The following is a 19,440-nucleotide window of genomic DNA, read 5'->3' as shown; positions in this document are numbered from 1 at the left end:
GGCGAAGCGCTTAGTTGGAGATGCCGAGGATCGCGTCGAACATGGTCGATGCGGTCTGGATCACCTTGGCGTTCGCCTGGTACATCTGCTGGAACATCAGCAGGTTGGCGGTTTCCTCGTCCTGGTTGACGCCGGAGACCGACTGCTGGCTCATCTTGATCTGGGCGGCGACGCTGACCTGCGTGATCTCGGCAACGCCGATCTCCATGGCGCGGTTGCCCACGCTGCTCACCAGTTGCGCGTAGGCGCCGTTGAGCGTGGTGGTGCCACCGCCGATGAGCGTCTGGCGCTGGATGCCCGCGAGCAGCAGCGCATTGCTGCCGTCCGACACGCCGCCCACGTTCTTGCCGATGGTGAAGGTGTCGCCGCTCGCCGGTGCGCCCGAGAGCTTGACCGACAGGCCGTCGAAGCTGACCGTGGCGCCGCTGGTGTAGGGCACCGGCGCGCCGGCGGCGTAGGTGTTCGAGGTGCCGTCGGCCAGCGTGACCGTGACCGCCGAGGTCGCCGGAAAGCCCGTGAGCTCGCCGCCGTTCGTCGGCGCGTAGGTCAAGGTGACGTTGGCGGCCAGCGGCGTGGCGAGGTAGCCCGCGCTGACGGTAGCCGGGCTGATCAGGCCGGAGCCCTGGTTGCCGGCGGTCTTGCCGGTGATCACCGGGGACGCCGCGGCCACCTTGGCCGGGTCGAGCACCTGCACCGTCATGTCACGTGCGCCGGTGCGGGTGGGCTGGACCACGAAGGTGTCGCCCAGCTGCGGCGCGCCGCTGTCGAGCGACACGGTCACACCATCGAAGGTGGCAGGCAGGTCTGCGGCGACGAAGCCGCCCATCGGCGCCTTGTCGGACAGGCGCGTGACCACGTAGGTGGGCGTGCCCGCGACGTTCTTGTACTCGACGGAATAGTCGCTCGTGGTGAGCGCGGAGGTGTCGCTCACGCTGGCCGAGATCGCCGCATTGCCGGTGTTCTTCGCGTTCGCGAGCACGGCCGGCGCGCCGATCGAGAAGAAGTCGCCACCCGCGGCACCCGTGAGGTCGACGCCCAGCGCATGCTGGTCGTTGAAGGCGCCGGCGAGGGTCATCGACAGGCGGCCGATGGCGTTCTGCGTGGGGATCAGCGTCTCGGTGCGAAACGACAGGAGCCCGCCGAGCGCGCCGCCGGTGATGGCGTTCGAGCCGAGTTCCATCACGTTGCCCGCCAAGCCGACCAAGGCGACCGCCGTGCGCGTCGGGTCGGCCGACGAGGGCACGGCCATCATGGTCGCCGCGCGGTCGCCCACCACCAGCGACTGGCCGGTGGCGATGAAGACGTTGTACTTGCCGCTGTCCTGCTCGAGCACCTTGATGTCGGCGACGGTGCTGAGCTGGCTCACCAATTGGTCGCGCTGGTCGAGCAGGTCGTTCGGCGGCTGGCCGCCCGAGGTGGCGGTGAGCTGGCTGATCTGCTGGTTCAGGCTGGCGATCTGCGTGGCATAGGTGTTGATCTGCTCGACGCTGCCCTTGATCTGGTCGTTGATCGAACCGTTCAGGTCCGTCAGGTACTGGTCAGTCGAGCGGAACTTGGTGGCCAGCGCCTGCGCCGAGCTGATGAGTTGCTGGCGTGCGGCCGGGTCGGCCGGGGTGTTGGCCACGCCTTGCGTCGCGGTGAAGAAGCTCTGCATCAGCGGGCTGATGCCGGAGGTCTTGTCGGCGAGCAGCGAGTCGATGCGGTCGATCTGCGTGCCGTAGCTGCTCAGGCCCGCGGCCACCGACTGCGCCGTGTTGAGCTGCGCCGTGAGGTAGCCGTCATAGCTGCGGCTGGTCGTGGTCACGAGCGCGCCCATGCCGACGAAGCCGGAACCCATGGCGATGGCGCCGCTGGTGGAGATCTGCGCCGTCTGACGGCTGTAGCCTGCCGTGTAGACGTTGGCGGTGTTGTGGGCGGTGGTGACCAACGAGCTGCGCGCTACGTTGAGGCCACTGAGGCCCGTCAGGAACATGTTGCCGGCCATATGCTTGGATACCTGTTGGAGAGGGTGTGAGGCGCACCGTCTGGTGCCATGCACTGTTTATCGGCAATGCTCGGCGAAACTGAAGAGCTTTCAATGGCGCGAACAGCGAGGCTTTCCGGCCTCTGCTTGCCGTTCGCCCGGCGGTTCAGCCTTCGCCACCCACGCGGAACACGCCGACGGCCTGTACCAGCTGGCCGGCCTGTGCCTGCAGGGACGACGCCGCGGCGGCGGCCTCTTCCACCAGCGCCGCGTTCTGCTGCGTGACCTGGTCCATCTGCGTGATGGCCTGGTTGATCTGCTCGATGCCCTGCGTCTGCTCGTGGCTGGCCGCACTGATCTCGCCCATGATGTCGGTCACCCGGCGAACGCTGGCCACGATCTCGTCCATGGTGCGGCCGGCCTCGGCCACCTGCGCGCTGCCTGCGCCCACCTTGCCCACCGAGTCGTCGATGAGCGCCTTGATTTCCTTGGCCGCCGCCGCCGAGCGTTGCGCGAGGCTGCGCACTTCCGACGCGACGACCGCGAAACCGCGGCCCTGCTCGCCGGCGCGTGCGGCTTCCACCGCGGCGTTCAGCGCCAGGATGTTGGTCTGGAAGGCGATGCCGTCGATGACCGCGATGATGTCGACGATCTTCTTGCTCGAGGTGTTGATCGCGCTCATGGTGTCGACCACCTGGCCGACCACGCTGCCGCCGCGCACGGCGACTTCCGAGGCCGAGGCCGCCAGCTGGTTGGCCTGGCGCGCGTTGTCGGCGTTTTGCTTGACGGTCGAAGTCAGCTCCTCCATCGAGGCTGCCGTCTGCTCCAGCGAGCTGGCCTGCTCCTCGGTGCGCGATGAGAGATCCTGGTTGCCCGAAGCGATCTGGCTCGATGCGGTGGCGATGGTGTCGGTGCCCTGGCGCACCTGGCTCACTACCTGCACCAGGGCCGCGCGCATGGTCTCCACGGCACGGGTGATGGCGCCGATCTCGTCGCGACGCGGCGATGCCAGCGACTGCGACAGGTCCCCGTCGCCCATGCGCTGCACATGCCGGCTCAGCACCGTCAGCGGTCCCACGGTGCGACGGATGTAGACCACCAGCGCCACGCCCAGCAACGCCGCCGCCGCCGCGATGAACAGGCCGAGACCTGCCATCTGCCGATAGAGCGGGTTCAGCACCTCGGCGGCCGGCACCTCGGCCACGACCCGCCAGCCGGTCATCTGGCTCGTGGCGACCGACGCGTAGCGGTCGCCGTCGGCCCCCTGCGCCAGCACGGGCCGGGCGTCGTCGATCCACAGGGCACCGGGTGAGGCGAGGCGGCTCACCCAGGCGCTGGCACCGGCGCCCAGCACGTCCGCGAGCGGCTTGCCCGCGGCCGTGGGATGGAACACCAGCCGCCCATCGCCGGCCGGATCGAGAATGTAGAGGCCGCCGTGTTCGAAGATCCGCGTTTGCCGGACGGCCTCCGCGAAGGCCGCCTGCTGCTTGGAAATGTCCAGGCCGATGTACAGCACCGCGACCAACCGGCCCGCCGCATCGCGCACCGGGTCGTACACGGTCATGTAGGGTCGCCCGAACAGCGTGACACGACCCATGAAGCGCTTGCCGCTGCGCAGCACCGGGTACGCCGCGCTCTTGCGGTCGAGCAGCGTCCCGACGGCACGCTCGCCGTTCTCCTTCTTCACCGACGTGGTGACGCGGCGGAAGTCTTCGCCGGTCGCCACGAACACCGTCGCGTTCGCACCGGCGAAGGTGCCGGCGAACTGGTCGACCGCCTGCGTCGACCCGGCATCGATGGGCACGCCACCCATGCTGAGCGCACCCTGCGCCGCGTCGTCCAGCACGAAATCGGACGCGAATTGCCCCCGGAACACACCGAACGCGTTCTCGGCATTCAGCTGCATCGTCTGATCGAAGATGTCGAGCGACTTGGCGATCGCCTCGGCCTTGGCGTGGGCATAGTGCGCGGCGCTCTCCCGATGCTGGGTCGATGCCAGCATGTAGAACACGCCCAGGATCAACCCCGTCACCGCCAAGATCGCCAGCGTGGCCCGCACGCTCAGGGTGCGCACGAGCGAGACGAACGCAGGGGAAGGGGTAGGCATTGTCATGGCTGCTCCTGTCGAGGGTCGCTTGGTGTCAGAACTCGGCCCAGTCGGCGTCGTCGCCGGCAGGCAGGGCCTTGGGCGCCGGCTTCTTGGCCGGCAGGGTCGCGGTCCGCTCGGCCGCCTTGGCGCGCGGGGCCGGCACGCTGCGCGCGACGGGCTTGGCGACCCCCGGCGTGAAGCGCGGTTCGATCGGCCCGGCGCCTTCCGCGGTACGGAAGATGCTCACCGCCTCGACCAGGCTGCCGGCCTGCTCCTGCAGCGAGGCGGCAGCCGCAGCGGCCTCTTCCACCAGCGCGGCGTTCTGCTGCGTGACCTGGTCCATCTGCGTGATGGCCTGGTTGATCTGCTCGATGCCCTGCGTCTGCTCGTGGCTCGCCGAGGAGATCTCGCCCATGATGTCGGTCACCCGGCGAACACTCGCCACGATCTCGTCCATCGTCTGGCCTGCTTCGGCCACCTGGTGGCTGCCGGCGGCGACCTTGCTCACCGAGTCGTCGATGAGGCCCTTGATTTCCTTGGCCGCTGCGGCCGAGCGCTGCGCCAGGCTGCGCACTTCCGATGCAACGACCGCGAAGCCGCGACCCTGTTCACCGGCGCGTGCCGCTTCCACCGCGGCGTTCAGCGCGAGGATGTTCGTCTGGAACGCGATGCCGTCGATGACCGCGATGATGTCGACGATCTTCTTGCTCGACGTGTTGATCGCGCTCATGGTGTCGACCACCTGGCCGACCACGCTGCCGCCGCGCACGGCGACTTCCGATGCGGATGCAGCCAGCTGGTTGGCCTGGCGGGCGTTGTCGGCGTTCTGCTTGACCGTCGAGGTGAGCTCTTCCATCGACGCCGCCGTCTGCTCCAGCGAACTCGCCTGCTCTTCGGTGCGCGACGACAGGTCCTGGTTGCCTGAGGCGATTTCGCTGGAGGCGGTGGCGATGGTGTCGGTCGACACCTTGATGCGCCCCACCACCTCGACGAGCTGCCCCTGCATCTGCTGGATCGACAGCAGCAGGCTGCCGGGGGCCGAGCGGCGCGTGTCGATGGAGGTCGTGAGGTCGCCGTCGGCGATGCGGCTCACCATGTCGGCCGCATAGGCCGGCTCGCCACCGAGCTGGCGCGCGAGCCCGCGCGCTACCAGGCTGCCCAGCCCCAGGCTGACCAGGATGCCGGCCAGCGCCAGGCCGACCATCCAGAGACGGGACTCCGTGTACGTGCCCGAGGCCAGTGCGGCACTGCTCTCGGCCCGGGCGTCGGCGTAGTCGACCATCTTGTGGAGGACGCCTTCGAGCCCGCGGGACTCGGCCAGCAGCTTGGTGTTTTCGTCGACCACCAGGCCGTCGAACTGCGAGATGTCCAGCGGCTGCTTGTTGATGAGCGCGACGAAGTCGGTGAGGCGCTTCTTGAGCGCCGGCGCCAGCGCGTCGTACGACTTGAGCAGCGCTTCGCCTTCGGGCGACTTCTGGAAGAAAGGCTTCACCACCTGCACGCGCGCATCGAGAGCGGTCAGCGACGACGTCAGCTCCTTGGCACCTGCGGCGCGTTCGCCGCGCGTGGAGGCCGACAGCAGCCCGGTCTGGGCCCGGCTGGCGTAGAGCAGATGGATGTTGGCCTGCTGCGTCTCCTGCAGGGTTTTCAGTTCCTCGTTGTAGAGCTGCTCGGTGGCGTTGTTGATGCGTCCCATCTGGACGATACCGAAGGCACTGACCGCCGCGCCAATGGCCGCGACGACCAGGAAACTCAGGATCAGCCGGGCCGTGACACGGAGCTGTTGAAACCACTGCATTACTTTTCCTTTCAATGGCAGGCCAGCGCCCGCAAAGCCATGGGGCGAACAGGGGTCCGCCCGTGGGGGATCTCTCAGCGCGGGGCGACGACGTCGCCTCGTCTCTTTCTTGTCTCGAAGAGACTCAGAACTCGGTCCAGTCGCCTTCGGCCGCAGCCATCGCCAGCTTCGGCGGGGCGCTCTTGCTCTTGGGTGGCAGCGACTTCGGTGTCGTGGCTTGCATGCGGCGTGCAGCCGGCGCAGCGGTCGGCGCCACGCGGCGAAGCACGCGCGGTGCGGCCTCGGCAGGGCCACCGTGCAGGGTGAAGACGCTCACGACCTGCGACAGACTGCCCGCCTGCTCTTGCAGCGAGGCGGCAGCCGCAGCGGCCTCTTCCACCAGCGCCGCGTTCTGCTGCGTGACCTGGTCCATCTGCGTGATGGCCTGGTTGATCTGCTCGATGCCCTGCGTCTGCTCGTGGCTGGCCGCACTGATCTCGCCCATGATGTCGGTCACCCGGCGCACGCTCGCCACGATCTCGTCCATCGTCTGGCCCGCTTCGGCCACCTGGTGGCTGCCCGCCTCGACCTTGCTCACCGAGTCGTCGATGAGGCCCTTGATTTCCTTGGCCGCTGCCGCCGAGCGTTGCGCGAGGCTGCGCACTTCCGACGCGACGACCGCGAAACCGCGGCCCTGCTCGCCGGCGCGTGCGGCTTCCACCGCGGCGTTCAGCGCCAGGATGTTGGTCTGGAAGGCGATGCCGTCGATGACCGCGATGATGTCGACGATCTTCTTGCTCGAGGTGTTGATCGCGCTCATGGTGTCGACCACCTGGCCGACCACGCTGCCGCCGCGCACGGCGACTTCCGAGGCCGAGGCCGCCAGCTGGTTGGCCTGGCGCGCGTTGTCGGCGTTTTGCTTGACGGTCGAGGTGAGTTCTTCCATCGAGGCGGCCGTCTGCTCCAGCGAACTGGCCTGCTCTTCGGTGCGCGAGGAGAGGTCCTGGTTGCCCGAAGCGATTTCGCTGGAGGCCGTGGCGATGGTGTCGGTGCCCTGGCGCACTTCGCCGACCACCTTGGCCAGGCTCTCGTTCATCATCTTCAGGGCCTGCATCAGCTGGCCGGTTTCGTCGGTGCTCGTCACGTCGATGCGGGTGGTAAGGTCACCGGCGGCCACGGCCTCGGCCACGGCCACCGCGCGGCGCAGCGGGTGCGTGATGCTTCGCACCAGCGACCACGCCAGACCCACGCCCAGCATCAGCGACAGCGCGCCGCACACGATCAGCAACGTCGTCAGGTTGGCGCGAATCTCGTCGGTCCGCGCAGAGGATTCGTCGAGGGCGGTGCGCTCGGCTTCCACCATCTGCTGCACCCCGGTCACATAGTCGCGCGACGTGGGTTCGAAACGCTGATCGAAGATCTTGTTTGCGCCTTCCAGGTCGCCGGCGATCTTGGCCTTGCTGACCTCCTCACGGGCGGCCAGGTAGCTCTTGCGCAGAGCGCCGATCTTGTCGAAGAGCGCCTTTTTCTCCGGCGTGTCCATGCGCGACTCGATGAACTTCTGCAGTTCGTTGGTCTCGGTGATCGCCTTGGCCGTCGCCGGCGCGAAGTACGCGATCAGGCTGGGGTCGCTGCTCTTGGCGATGGCCGCGGCGCGCTGCACGCCCGCGGTCGTGTGGCGCAGCCAGTCGGAGCCGGCGCGCTCCGTCTTGATGTTCTGCTCCACCATCAGGCGACTCTCCTCGCCCAGTTGGCGGAGCTTCAGAACCGCCAGCACGGTGCTGGTGAGAGACAGGGCAAGAATGAGGCCGACCACGAGGGTCAGGCGCTTGCCGATGGAAACGTTGCTCAAAAACATGCTCATGACTCCGGAAGAGAACTCGGTGCGAATGGGGTGTCGAAAATCAGAAGGTTTCCCATCCGTCGCCAGCGGCGGCGGTGGCCAGTTCACGGGGCGCTGCCGCGGCGCGCGCTGCGGGCAATACCCGGGCGGACTTGACAGGCTTGGCGGGCTTGGAGGACGCAACGACCGCGCGGCTGCCAGTCCGGCGCGCATCGGCCATCGACTCGCCGTCGAGCTTGAACACATCGACCACCTGCGACAGCGTGCCGGCCTGCTCCTGCAGCGAGGCGGCAGCTGCAGCGGCCTCCTCCACCAGCGCCGCGTTCTGCTGCGTGACCTGGTCCATCTGCGTGATGGCCTGGTTGATCTGCTCGATGCCCTGGGTCTGCTCGTGGCTCGCCGAGGAGATCTCGCCCATGATGTCGGTCACCCGGCGAACACTCGCCACGATCTCGTCCATCGTCTGGCCCGCTTCGGCCACCTGGTGGCTGCCGGCGGCGACCTTGCTCACCGAGTCGTCGATCAGGCCCTTGATTTCCTTGGCCGCTGCGGCCGAGCGCTGCGCCAGGCTGCGCACTTCCGATGCAACGACCGCGAAGCCACGGCCCTGTTCACCGGCGCGTGCCGCTTCCACCGCGGCGTTCAGCGCCAGGATGTTCGTCTGGAAGGCGATGCCGTCGATGACCGCGATGATGTCGACGATCTTCTTGCTCGAGGTGTTGATCGCGCTCATGGTGTCGACCACCTGGCCGACCACGCTGCCGCCGCGCACGGCCACTTCCGAGGCGGACGCAGCCAGCTGGTTGGCCTGGCGCGCGTTGTCGGCGTTCTGCTTGACCGTCGAGGTGAGTTCTTCCATCGAGGCCGCCGTCTGCTCCAGCGAGCTGGCCTGCTCTTCGGTGCGGGACGACAGGTCCTGGTTGCCCGAAGCGATCTGGCTCGATGCGGTGGCGATGGTGTCGGTGCCCTGGCGCACTTCTCCGACCACCTTGGCCAGGCTCTCGTTCATCTTCTTCAGGGCCTGCATCAGCTGGCCGGTTTCGTCGGTCGACTGCACCTCGATGTGCGAGCGCAAGTCACCGGCGGCCACCGTCTCGGCCACTTCCACCGCGCGGCGAAGGGGGCGCGTGATGCTGCGCGAGGTGAAGAAGGCGAAGCAGGCCCCCGCCAGCAGCGTCAGCACGGTCAGCAGCACGCCGAGTTGCAGGCTGCGCGAATTGGCCTCGTCGATGGCCTGGCTCATCTCGTCGATCGCCCGGCGCTCCATCGCCAGCAGCGCGAGCACGTCGCTCTCGTAGGCTTTGGCCGCGGGCGTGAAGACCTCGTCGAAAGCACGCGCAGCTTCCGCGCCGCCTTCGGCCTTGACCTTGGCGACCATGTCCTTGGCGGCCTGGTACTTGACGCGCTTGGCCACGATCTCCTTGAACACCGCCTTCTCCTCGTCGGTGACCAGCAGCGCTTCGACCTTCTTGATGGTCTCGCTGCCCTTCTTCACGCTGTCGGCGATGACGTCCTTGAAGACCACCGGCAGCGTCTCGTCCGTGGTGCGCGAGATCATCGCGGTTCGTGCGATGGCCGAGTAGGTCAGCACGTACCAGTCGGAGATCAGGCGCTCCTTGGCGAGCGGGCTCTGCATCATGACCCGCGTGGCTTCCGCGTTGCGAACGGCGCTGACCAGCGAGAAGGCTGCCGCGACGACGGTCAAGCCGAGCACGATCGCGAAGCCGAGAGCGAGCCGCGTACCGATGCGGAGATTGCGAAGGGAGGTCATGGTGAGGTCCGGTATGGAGGGGGTGGTGTTGGCGCGAAGCGGCGTCCGCAGCCGTCAGGCGGGGACGGCCTCCACGAGGCCCATTTCTTCGCTGGACATGAGGCGATCGATGTCCACGAGGATCAGCATCCGCTCTTCCAGCGTGCCCAGGCCGATCAGGTAATCGGTGTCCAGGGTCGAGCCCATCTCGGGCGCGGGCTTGATCTGCTCGGCGCTCAGCGTGATCACGTCCGACACGCTGTCGACCACCATGCCGACCACACGGCCGCCGATGTTCAGCACGATCACCACGGTGAACTGGTCGTAGCTCGGCTCGCCCAGGTCGAACTTGATGCGCATGTCGATGATCGGCACGATGATGCCGCGCAGATTCACGACGCCCTTGATGTAGGCCGGCGCGTTGGCGATGCGGGTCACGGCGTCGTAGCCGCGCAGCTCCTGCACCTTCTGGATGTCGATGCCGTATTCCTCGTCACCCAGGGTGAACGAGAGAAATTCGAGCGGCTTGTCTGCCGCGCGGATGGCGCCCGCCATGTCGGCCGGCTTGGAAGTGGGGGTCGATGTCGTGTTCATGGCGTGCGCCTCTGTAAAAAATCAGGTCGTTCGGAAGGAGGGGTCAATCGGCGATGGCCGTACGACGCCGGGCGTCGGACGCGATGCGTGGAACGCTGGCCGCAGGGGCTGCGCGGCCACCGGCGCGCGCAGACGACTTCTTCGCTGCCGGCGCCTGGACATTGAAGACGTACACCGCCTCCACGAGCCCGCCGGCCTGTTCGTTCAGGGCCGTCGCCGACGCCGCTGCTTCTTCGACCAGGGCCGCGTTCTGCTGTGTCACCTGGTCCATCTGCGTGATGGCTTGGTTGATCTGTTCGATGCCCTGGGTCTGTTCCTGGCTGGCCACCGTGATCTCGCCCATGATGTCGGTCACGCGCCGCACGCTCTCGACGATCTCCTGCATCGTCTGGCCGGCCTGGCCGACCAGCGCGCTGCCGGCCTCGACCTTGTGCACCGAGTCATCGATGAGGCCCTTGATTTCCTTGGCGGCTGCCGCCGATCGCTGCGCCAGGCTGCGCACTTCCGACGCCACGACCGCGAAGCCACGACCTTGTTCACCGGCGCGCGCCGCTTCCACCGCGGCGTTCAGCGCCAGGATGTTCGTCTGGAACGCGATGCCGTCGATGACCGCGATGATGTCGACGATCTTCTTGCTCGACGCATTGATCGAGCCCATGGTGTGCACCACCTGGCTCACCACGTTGCCGCCGCGCACGGCCACTTCCGAGGCCGAGGCTGCGAGCTGGTTGGCCTGGCGCGCGTTGTCGGCGTTCTGTTTGACGGTCGAGGTCAGTTCTTCCATCGAGGCGGCCGTTTGCTCCAGAGAGCTCGCCTGCTCTTCGGTGCGCGAGGAGAGATCCTGGTTGCCCGAGGCGATCTGGCTCGACGCGGACGTCACGCCGTAGGCACTGGCGCTGACATCGGCAACGATGCCGTACAGGTTGGCGCTCATCTGGTTGAGCGCTAGAAGCAGGTCTTTGGTCTCGTCCTCGGGATGGATCGTGAACTTCACCAGGACCCCGCTGGCAATGCTGCGGGCCACCTCGACGGCGTCGTCGAGCGGCCTGAAGACCGTGCGGTCCAGGAACAGCCCCAGACCCGCCCACCCCAGCGCCGACGCGACGGAGAATGCCGCGATGATCGCCGGCCAGGCCCCCGCGCCCGCCGACCCGGCCGGCAGCGACCACCAGCCTGCCGCACCGAACGCCAGCGTCGAAAGGGCCGCCAGCGCGGTGGCCGTCCACAGGCGATGACGCACCGGCACCCGGCGCAGCGCGGCCAGCGGCTGGACCCAGATCGGCCGCACCACCTCGCCGTGGCGCAGCACCAGTTTCTGACCGGCGCCTTCGCGGATCTTGCGATACAGCACTTCGGCGGATTCGACCTGGGCACGCTCCGGTCGGCTGCGAACCGACATATAGCCCACCGTCGTGCCGTTGCGGCTGATCGGGGTCACGCTGGCGTGCACCCAGTAGAAGTCGCCATTGGCACGCCGGTTCTTGATCACGCCGGTCCAAGGCAGACCTTCGTCGAGCGTGCGCCACATGTCGCCGAAGGCCTCCGGCGGCATGTCGGGGTGCCGCACGATGTTGTGGGCCTTGCCCATCAGGGCCTCGACCGTGAAGCCACTGGCCTCGACAAAGGCGGGGTTCACGTAGGTGATGCGACCCTTCAGGTCGGTACGGGAAACCAGTGCCGTGCCTTCGGCCAGCAGGTATTCGGTGGCGGTCGTGGGGAGGTTGATGCGCATGATGTGTGCCTGTGGTCTTCGCGGATTCGTTGGACCGCGTTCGTTGTCGAGTGTCAGGCGCGTGCGCCGGCAAGGTGGAACACGCCCACGACCTGCGACAGGCTGCCGGCCTGCTCCTGCAGCGAGGCGGCAGCCGCAGCGGCCTCTTCCACCAGCGCGGCGTTCTGCTGCGTGACCTGGTCCATCTGCGTGATGGCCTGATTGATCTGCTCGATGCCTTGCGTCTGCTCGTGGCTCGCCGAGGAGATCTCACCCATGATGTCGGTCACCCGGCGAACGCTCGCCACGATCTCTTCCATGGTTCGGCCGGCTTCGGCCACCTGGTGGCTGCCCGCCTCGACCTTGCTCACGGAGTCGTCGATGAGGCCCTTGATTTCCTTGGCCGCTGCCGCCGAGCGCTGCGCCAGGCTGCGCACTTCCGATGCGACGACCGCGAAGCCGCGGCCTTGTTCACCGGCACGCGCCGCTTCCACGGCAGCGTTCAGCGCCAGGATGTTGGTCTGGAAGGCGATACCGTCGATGACCGCGATGATGTCGACGATCTTCTTGCTCGAGGTGTTGATCGCGCTCATGGTGTCGACCACCTGGCTCACGGCTGCGCCGCCGCGCACCGCGACTTCGGACGCCGAGGCCGCGAGCTGGTTGGCCTGACGGGCGTTGTCGGCGTTCTGCTTGACCGTCGAGGTGAGCTCTTCCATCGAGGCCGCCGTCTGCTCCAGCGAACTGGCCTGCTCTTCGGTGCGCGAGGAGAGGTCCTGGTTGCCCGAAGCGATCTCGCTGGAGGCCGTCGCGATGGTGTCGGTGCCGTGGCGCACTTCGCCCACCACCTTCGCCAGGCTGTCGTTCATGCCCTTGAGGGCGGTCATCAGCTGGCCCACCTCATCGCGCGAACCGGCGGCCAGATGGCTGCTCAGGTCGCCCGAGGCCACCTTCTCGGCCAGGTCGACCGCGCCGCGCATCGGTCGCACGATGCCGACGGTCAGCCGCCAGGCGCACAGGGCGCCGAACAGCACGGCAAAGGCCGCCAGCACGCCCAACAGCAGGACGCCGCTGCGATGCTCGCGCTGGATCTCGGCAGCGCTCTGGTCGATCTGCGTACGCTGAGCGTCGGCGATCGCGTGCACTGCCTTCTTGTAGACGTCCAACGCCGCCTGGTACTGGGTGTCTGCGAGCTTGGAGGCGCCTTCGCGGTCACCCGCGGCCTTCAGCTGATTGATGCTGGCCAGGTGTTCGAGCACGCGTTTTCGCGCGTCGGCGACGGCCAGAAAGAGCTGGCGTTCTTCCGGCGCCGTGAGCAGCTTTTCCATCTGCTGCTGCACCGGGTTGATGGACGCCACGCCCGCCGTGAGGCTCTTCTTGAAATAGGCTTCGTTCTCGGGATCGGTGGCCTTGGCCATGCCGAAGGAGTGGACGATGCTCGGCCCCAGGAGGTTGGCCCACTCGTTGGCCAGGCGTTCCTTGACCAGCGCCTGATCGACCATCTTGGCGGTGGAATCCGCCACCGCATTCAGCCGGAGCGTGCCCACGCCTGCGATCAGCACCATCAGCAGGAGCATGACGGCGAAGCCACCACCCAGACGGGCGCCGATTTTCAGATCTCGCAGATTCATGACGCTCTACCTTGCAGAAAAAACGTGAGGACAAGCCTGTCGGCACCTGCCCGACACCGTCAGAGGTGTCGCAGCGGGCCTCGGCCACCTCCGGTTATCGGCAGGAGAAGCGAAACTTGAAGCCATGACGGCCAGATATTCAGGCCGCAGCGGGCGCCAGGCGAAATACCCCGACGGCGTGGGACAGGCCACCGGCCTGCTCCTGAAGCGACGAGGCCGCCGCAGCCGCTTGCTCGACCAGCGCGGCGTTCTGCTGCGTGACCTGGTCCATCTGCGTGATGGCCTGGTTGATCTGCTCGATGCCCTGCGTCTGCTCGTGGCTCGCCGAAGCGATCTCGCCCATGATGTCGGTCACCCGGCGAACGCTCGCCACGATCTCTTCCATGGTGCGGCCGGCTTCGGCCACCTGCGCGCTGCCTGCGCCCACCTTGCCCACCGAGTCGTCGATCAGGCCCTTGATTTCCTTCGCGGCTGCGGCCGAGCGCTGCGCCAGGCTGCGCACTTCCGACGCCACCACCGCAAAACCGCGGCCCTGCTCGCCGGCGCGTGCCGCTTCCACGGCGGCATTCAGCGCCAGGATGTTGGTCTGGAAGGCGATGCCGTCGATGACCGCGATGATGTCGACGATCTTCTTGCTCGACGCGTTGATCGCGCTCATGGTGTCCACCACCTGGCTCACGGCTGCGCCGCCGCGCACGGCGACTTCGGACGCCGAAGCTGCCAGCTGGTTGGCCTGACGCGCGTTGTCGGCGTTCTGCTTGACCGTCGAGGTGAGCTCTTCCATCGAGGCCGCCGTCTGCTCGAGCGAGCTGGCCTGCTCTTCGGTGCGCGAGGAGAGGTCCTGGTTGCCCGAGGCGATCTCGCTCGAAGCAGTGGCGATGGTGTCGGTGCCGTGGCGAACGTCGCCGACGATCTTCGCGAGGTTGCGGTTCATCTCGTTGAGGGCCTGCAGCAGCTGGCCGACCTCGTCGGTCGAGTGGACCTCCGCTTCCTGGGTGAGGTCGCCGGCGGCCACGGCCTGCGCGACGTTCAGGGCGCGCCCCAGCGGCCGGGTGATGCCCCGGGTCAGCCACCAGGCCAGTGCGCCACCGAGGGCCAGCGCGGCCACGGTGAGGCTGATGAGCCCGATGCGGCCCGAACGGTAGAGCGAGTCGATACCGGCCGCCGTGCGGTCGATCTCGCGCTGCTGGTGGGTCAGCATGGCCTGGATGCTGCCGTCGTAGCCCGACAGCATCGGCACCAGGCGGGCATCGGTGATCTGGCCGGCCTCAGCCTCCTTGCCCTCGGCCTTGAGCTTGATGATGGCGTTGCGCAGGTCGATGTACTCGGTGCGTCGGCGCTTGATGTCCGCGCTCAGCGCCAGCTCTTCCGGCGTTTCCAGCGTCGTCTCGAGCTGTTTCTGCGTTTCGGAGATCAGCTTGCTGGTGGTCGCGATGTTCTGCTGCAGGTAGGCCTGCACCGCGGGGTCGTTGCTTTTGACCAGGGCGAAGGTTCGCACGCTGTTGTTGCTGGTGGCACGCAGCCAGGTGGCGGCCAGGCGTTCCTTGGCGAGCGAGCGCTGCGCCATGTGGTCCGTGCCTTCGCCCACGCGCTGCAGGCCGATCACGCCGATCGCGGCGATCACCCCGGCCAGCGCGAGCACCAGTGCGAAGCCCATGCCCAGGCGGGTACCGATTTTCCAGTTCTTCATACGTCTCTCTCTTTTCTCGTGGGTGGGGTTCGGCTCAGGCGGGCAAGGCGTCGACGAGGCCCAGCTCTTCGCCGGACATGAGGCGGTCGATGTCCACCAGGATCAGCATCCGGTCGTCCAGCGTGCCCAGCCCGATCAGGTAGTCGGTGTCCAGGGCCGAGCCCATCTCCGGCGCGGGCTTGATCTGTTCCGGGCTCAGCGTGATCACGTCCGAGACGCTGTCGACCACCATGCCGACCACGCGGCCGCTGATGTTCAGCACGATCACCACGGTGAACTCGTCGTAGCGCGGTTCGCCCAGGTTGAACTTGATGCGCATGTCGATGATCGGCACGAGAATCCCGCGCAGATTCACGATGCCCTTGATGTGGGCCGGCGCGTTGGCGATGCAGGTCACCGGGTCGTAGCCGCGCAGTTCCTGCACGCGCTGGATGTCGATGCCGTATTCCTCTTCGCCGAGCGTGAAGGTCACGACTTCCAGTCGTCCGTCCGCAGGGGCTGAGGACGACCGGTTCGATCGGTGCAGTACGTCTGCCATGGGTGTCTTTCGATGCGCGTCGCGCGTGAGATGCGGGTGGAGGTGGAAGGCCGCCGGCGCGGGGCGCTCAGCTGAACTTCTGCATGATCCGGACGAGCTTCTTGCCGTAGTCCGGGTCGGTGGCGTAGCCCGCGCGCTGCAGCCCGTGCGCCGCGGCGGCCGGGTCGTCGGTGCTGAGCACGTCGGCGTAGCGCGGGTTGCGCGTCATGAACCGGGCGTAGTCGGTGAAGGCTTCGTCGTAGGAGCCGTAGGCGCGGAACTTGGCGCGCACCTTCTGGGGCTCGCCGTCGACGAACTCGGTGGTCCATGTCTCGACGACCGGGCCCTTCCAGCTGCGGTCGGCCTTGATGCCGAACAGGTTGAAGCTCTGCGTCCCGTCGTCGCCGCGGATCTCGCGCTTGCCCCAGCCGGATTCGAGCGCGGCCTGCGCCAGGATCAGCGGTGCGGGCACGCCGCTCGCGGCGCTGGCCGACTGCGCGGATGACCCCATGCGCGCGACGAAGTCGTCGACCTTGCCCTGCAGCGAGGGGTTGTCCGTGCCACCGGCGGCACGGTCGCCGTTGACGCGGTAGAGGTTCAGGTCGGCCGTGCCCGCGCGCGTCGGCGACGGCGCAGAGCCGATCGGGATGCCCGCGTTTTCCTTGAGCGGGAACGCCACCAGGCGGTCGAGCGCGAAGCCGCTGGGCCCGTCGGCGTCGGCGGCGCCCTGCCCGCTCGCCGCGCCGGCGCTGCGGCCCAGCTGCGCCAGCATCGCTTCGGCCAGGCCCAGCCCGCGGCCCGACAGGTTCTGCGACAGCTGCTGGTCGAGCATGGAGCGGTAGATCTTCTCGTTCTGCCCGTCCATCAGGCCGCTCGAGGGCGAGGCCTCGCGCATGCTCTTGAGCACCATGTTCATGAACATCGCCTCGAACTGGCGCGAGACCTGTTTGAGGCCTTCTTCCGGCGAGCTGCGCACGGTGCGGCGCAGGGCGTCGACGCCCTGCACGTCGAGGGCGAAGCGCTGGTCGAGCGCGCCGCTGCGGGCGACGTCGCCGCCGCCCCAGGAATTGGCTGCCGTGACGGTCATCGCGCGTCCTCAGATGATCTCGAGCTCGGCGCGCAGGGCACCGGCCGATTTCATGGCCTGGAGGATGGAGACCAGGTCCTGCGGGTTCGCGCCCAGGCTGTTGAGGCCCTTGACCACGTCGGCCAGCGACGCGCCGCCCTTGACCATCTGCAGTGCGCCGCCACCCTGGTTGACCGAGATCTGCGAGGTCTGCGCGGCGACTGTCTGGCCACCCGAGAAGGCACCCGGCTGGCTCACCACCGGCTCGGTGTTGATCACGACCGACAGGTTGCCGTGTGCCACGGCGCAGTCCTGCACCCGCACGTTCTGGTTCATCACCACCGAGCCGGTGCGGGCGTTCACGACCACGCGGGCCGCGGCCTGCGACGGCGTGACATCGATGCCTTCGAGCCGCGCGAGGAAGCCCACGCGGGCCTCGGGCGGCGGCGCACGCACCACGATCACGCGCGCGTCCTGCGCGTCGGCCGTGCCAGCGCCGAACTCGCGGTTGATGGCATCGACCGCGGCCTTGGCGGTGCCGAAGTCGGAGCGGTTGAGTTCCACCGACAGGGTGCTGTCGCCGCCGAGCGGCGCCTCGACGCCGCGTTCGACCAGGCCACCGGCCGGAATGCGGCCGGAGCCGAGCTGGTTGATCTGCACCTTGCTGCCGTTGGCCGACGCGCCCGCGCCGCCCACCACCATGTTGCCCTGCGCCAGCGCGTAGGTCTGGCCGTCGACGCCCTTGAGCGGCGTCAGCAGCAGCGTGCCGCCGCGCAGGCTCTTGGCGTTGCCCATCGAGGACACGGTCACGTCGATGGCCTGGCCAGGCCGCGCGAAGGCCGGCAGCGTGGCCGTGACCATCACCGCCGCCACGTTCTTGAGCTGCATGTTCACGCCCTGCGGGATCGTGATGCCCAGCTGCTGCAGCATGTTGTTCAGGCTCTGCACCGTGAACGGCGTCTGCGTGGTCTGGTCGCCGGTGCCGTCCAGGCCGACCATCAGGCCGTAGCCGATCAGCTGGTTGTCGCGCACGCCCTGGATGCTCGCGAGTTCCTTCAGACGTTCGGCGTGGGCAGGCATGACGACGCCTGCGAAGGTCATCAACGCCAGAGCGATGAAGACGACACGCGGGCGCCAGCCGCGAGGAGTGTTCGTGGAACACCGCGGAACCGGCTTCGCCGGACCGCTGGTGTTGCCCCCGGCGAGGGGGGGGGAGAAGCGACACGAAGTGCGCGAAGCCTGGGGGTGAGTCATATTCAGAAGGGCATCACGTTGAGGAAGAAGCGCTGCATCCAGCCCATGTGCTGGGCTTCGTCGATGTAGCCCTTGGCCGTGTATTCGATGCGCGCGTCGGCCACCAGGGTCGACGGCACGGTGTTGCTGCCGGACACGGTGCGCGGGTTGACCACGCCCGAGAAGCGGATGAACTCGGTGCCCTGGTTGATGCCCATCTGCTTCTCGCCGCTCACCAGGAGATTGCCGTTGGGCATCACGTCGGTCACCGTCACGGTGATCACGCCGTTGAAGGTGTTGTTGGCGTTGGCGCCGCCCTTGGCGTTGAGCACGTTGTCGCCCGACAGGTTGGTGTCCTGGCCGTTGAGCAGCGAGCCGAGCAGCTTCGGAATGCCGCCTGCGAAGGTGCCGGTGGTGCTGCCGGCACGGCTGGCGTTGGCGGCCGAGTTCTTGCTGGCGTTGACACGTTCGCTGATGACGACGGTGAGGATGTCGCCGACGTTGCGTGGCCGGCGGTCCTCGAACAGCGCATTGGCACTGGGGCCGTCGCGGAAGATGGCGCCGGTGGGTCGGCGGACCGGCGCGGCCGCATAGCTTTCGGCGCGTGCCGTCATCGGCTGGTGCACCAGCGGCTCGCGCGGGATCTGAGCGCAGCCCGCTCCCACCACGGCCGCGAGCAGCGCCAGGGTGCGCGCTGCGGGTGCAGCGACAGGGCGTGCGGAGAGAACGGGGCTGCGCATGGTCATCACAGCTGGGCGAGCTTGGCCAGCATCTGGTCCGAGGTCTGGACGGCCTTGCTGTTGATTTCGTAGGCGCGCTGCGTGGCGATCATGTTCACCAGCTCTTCGACCACGTTCACGTTCGAGGCCTCGACGTAACCCTGCGTCAGGATGCCGGCGCCTTCGAGGCCGGGCACCACCACGTTGGCGGCGCCCGATGCGTCGGTCTCGCTGTAGAGGTTCTCGCCCACGCTCTGCAGGCCGGTCGGGTTGAGAAAGGTCGCGAGCTGCAGCTGGCCGACCTGCACGGTGGCCGTGGCGCCGGCCTGGGTCACCGACACCGTGCCGTCGCGGGCGACGGTGATGCTGGTGGCGTCCGCCGGAATCGTGATCTGCGGCTGGATCTGGAAGCCGCTGGCGGTCACGAGCTGGCCTTCGGCGTCGGTCTGGAACGAGCCATCGCGGGTGTACGAGGTGGTGCCGTCGGGCATCAGCACCTGGAAGAAACCGCCGCCGTTGATGGCCACGTCCTTCGGGTTGTCGGTCTTGGTCAGGTTGCCTTGCGAATGCAGGCGCTCGGTGGCGACCACGCGCACGCCGGTGCCCAGCTGCAGGCCCGAGGGCAGGCGCGTCTGGTCGGAGGTCTGGCCGCCGACCTGGCGCATGTTCTGGTACATCAGGTCTTCGAACACGGCGCGGCTGCGCTTGAAGCCCGTGGTGCCGACGTTGGCCAGGTTGTTGGAGACGACATCGAGCTGCGTCTGTTGCGCATCGAGGCCGGTCTTGGCGATATAGAGGGAACGGATCATGGGAAATACTCCTGTGGAACGGCGTCGGGCACGGGATCGGGCTCGCCG

Annotated in this window: 14 protein-coding genes; all 14 read right to left on the bottom strand. The window is 67.7% G+C overall.

What is annotated here, in order from left to right:
* Nucleotides 1–10: 10 nt before the first annotated feature.
* The 14 genes from flgK to flgG all read right to left on the bottom strand — a co-directional run bounded on the left by flgK (nucleotide 11) and on the right by flgG (nucleotide 19,392).
* On the bottom strand, nucleotides 11–1,984 hold the full coding sequence (flgK, locus tag ACSFA0_RS08190) for a flagellar hook-associated protein FlgK (RefSeq protein ID WP_435449705.1): 1,974 nt from the start codon (nucleotides 1,982–1,984) through the stop codon (nucleotides 11–13).
* A gap of 145 nt (nucleotides 1,985–2,129) precedes the next feature.
* Complete coding sequence (locus ACSFA0_RS08185) at nucleotides 2,130–4,076, bottom strand: methyl-accepting chemotaxis protein (RefSeq protein ID WP_435449704.1); 1,947 nt, start codon at nucleotides 4,074–4,076, stop codon at nucleotides 2,130–2,132.
* Nucleotides 4,077–4,104: 28 nt separating this feature from the next.
* Nucleotides 4,105–5,850: a methyl-accepting chemotaxis protein gene (locus tag ACSFA0_RS08180; protein WP_435449703.1), complete on the bottom strand. Its 1,746-nt coding sequence runs from the start codon at nucleotides 5,848–5,850 to the stop codon at nucleotides 4,105–4,107.
* Between the two features lie 124 nt (nucleotides 5,851–5,974).
* Nucleotides 5,975–7,687: a methyl-accepting chemotaxis protein gene (locus tag ACSFA0_RS08175; protein WP_435449702.1), complete on the bottom strand. Its 1,713-nt coding sequence runs from the start codon at nucleotides 7,685–7,687 to the stop codon at nucleotides 5,975–5,977.
* A 46-nt stretch (nucleotides 7,688–7,733) separates the two neighbouring features.
* A complete protein-coding gene (locus ACSFA0_RS08170) occupies nucleotides 7,734–9,443 on the bottom strand; it encodes a methyl-accepting chemotaxis protein (RefSeq protein ID WP_435449701.1) in 1,710 nt (569 codons plus the stop codon).
* A 54-nt stretch (nucleotides 9,444–9,497) separates the two neighbouring features.
* Nucleotides 9,498–9,977 carry a chemotaxis protein CheW gene (locus ACSFA0_RS08165; protein ID WP_435450925.1) on the bottom strand — a complete coding sequence of 160 codons (480 nt, stop codon included), beginning with the start codon at nucleotides 9,975–9,977 and terminating at the stop codon, nucleotides 9,498–9,500.
* Nucleotides 9,978–10,059: 82 nt separating this feature from the next.
* Nucleotides 10,060–11,748, bottom strand: coding sequence for a methyl-accepting chemotaxis protein (locus ACSFA0_RS08160; RefSeq protein WP_435449700.1), 1,689 nt, complete (start codon nucleotides 11,746–11,748; stop codon nucleotides 10,060–10,062).
* A 53-nt stretch (nucleotides 11,749–11,801) separates the two neighbouring features.
* On the bottom strand, nucleotides 11,802–13,358 hold the full coding sequence (locus ACSFA0_RS08155) for a methyl-accepting chemotaxis protein (RefSeq protein ID WP_435449699.1): 1,557 nt from the start codon (nucleotides 13,356–13,358) through the stop codon (nucleotides 11,802–11,804).
* A 139-nt stretch (nucleotides 13,359–13,497) separates the two neighbouring features.
* Nucleotides 13,498–15,048: a methyl-accepting chemotaxis protein gene (locus ACSFA0_RS08150; RefSeq protein WP_435449698.1), complete on the bottom strand. Its 1,551-nt coding sequence runs from the start codon at nucleotides 15,046–15,048 to the stop codon at nucleotides 13,498–13,500.
* Between the two features lie 34 nt (nucleotides 15,049–15,082).
* On the bottom strand, nucleotides 15,083–15,586 hold the full coding sequence (locus tag ACSFA0_RS08145; RefSeq protein WP_435449697.1) for a chemotaxis protein CheW: 504 nt from the start codon (nucleotides 15,584–15,586) through the stop codon (nucleotides 15,083–15,085).
* 67 nt (nucleotides 15,587–15,653) lie between these two features.
* A complete protein-coding gene (gene flgJ, locus ACSFA0_RS08140) occupies nucleotides 15,654–16,652 on the bottom strand; it encodes a flagellar assembly peptidoglycan hydrolase FlgJ (protein ID WP_435449696.1) in 999 nt (332 codons plus the stop codon).
* 9 nt (nucleotides 16,653–16,661) lie between these two features.
* Nucleotides 16,662–17,732, bottom strand: a complete 1,071-nt coding sequence (locus ACSFA0_RS08135) for a flagellar basal body P-ring protein FlgI (protein ID WP_435449695.1) — start codon at nucleotides 17,730–17,732, stop codon at nucleotides 16,662–16,664.
* Nucleotides 17,733–17,887: 155 nt separating this feature from the next.
* Entirely contained in the window at nucleotides 17,888–18,604 is a 717-nt protein-coding gene (locus tag ACSFA0_RS08130) for a flagellar basal body L-ring protein FlgH (protein WP_435449694.1), read from the bottom strand.
* A 5-nt stretch (nucleotides 18,605–18,609) separates the two neighbouring features.
* Entirely contained in the window at nucleotides 18,610–19,392 is a 783-nt protein-coding gene (flgG, locus tag ACSFA0_RS08125; RefSeq protein WP_435449693.1) for a flagellar basal-body rod protein FlgG, read from the bottom strand.
* Nucleotides 19,393–19,440: the final 48 nt, after the last annotated feature.

Source organism: Variovorax restrictus, from assembly GCF_051216715.1.
Lineage (GTDB): Bacteria > Pseudomonadota > Gammaproteobacteria > Burkholderiales > Burkholderiaceae_C > Variovorax.
Note: the sequence above shows the minus strand (reverse complement) of the source record. Positions and strands in the feature narration are given on the sequence as shown.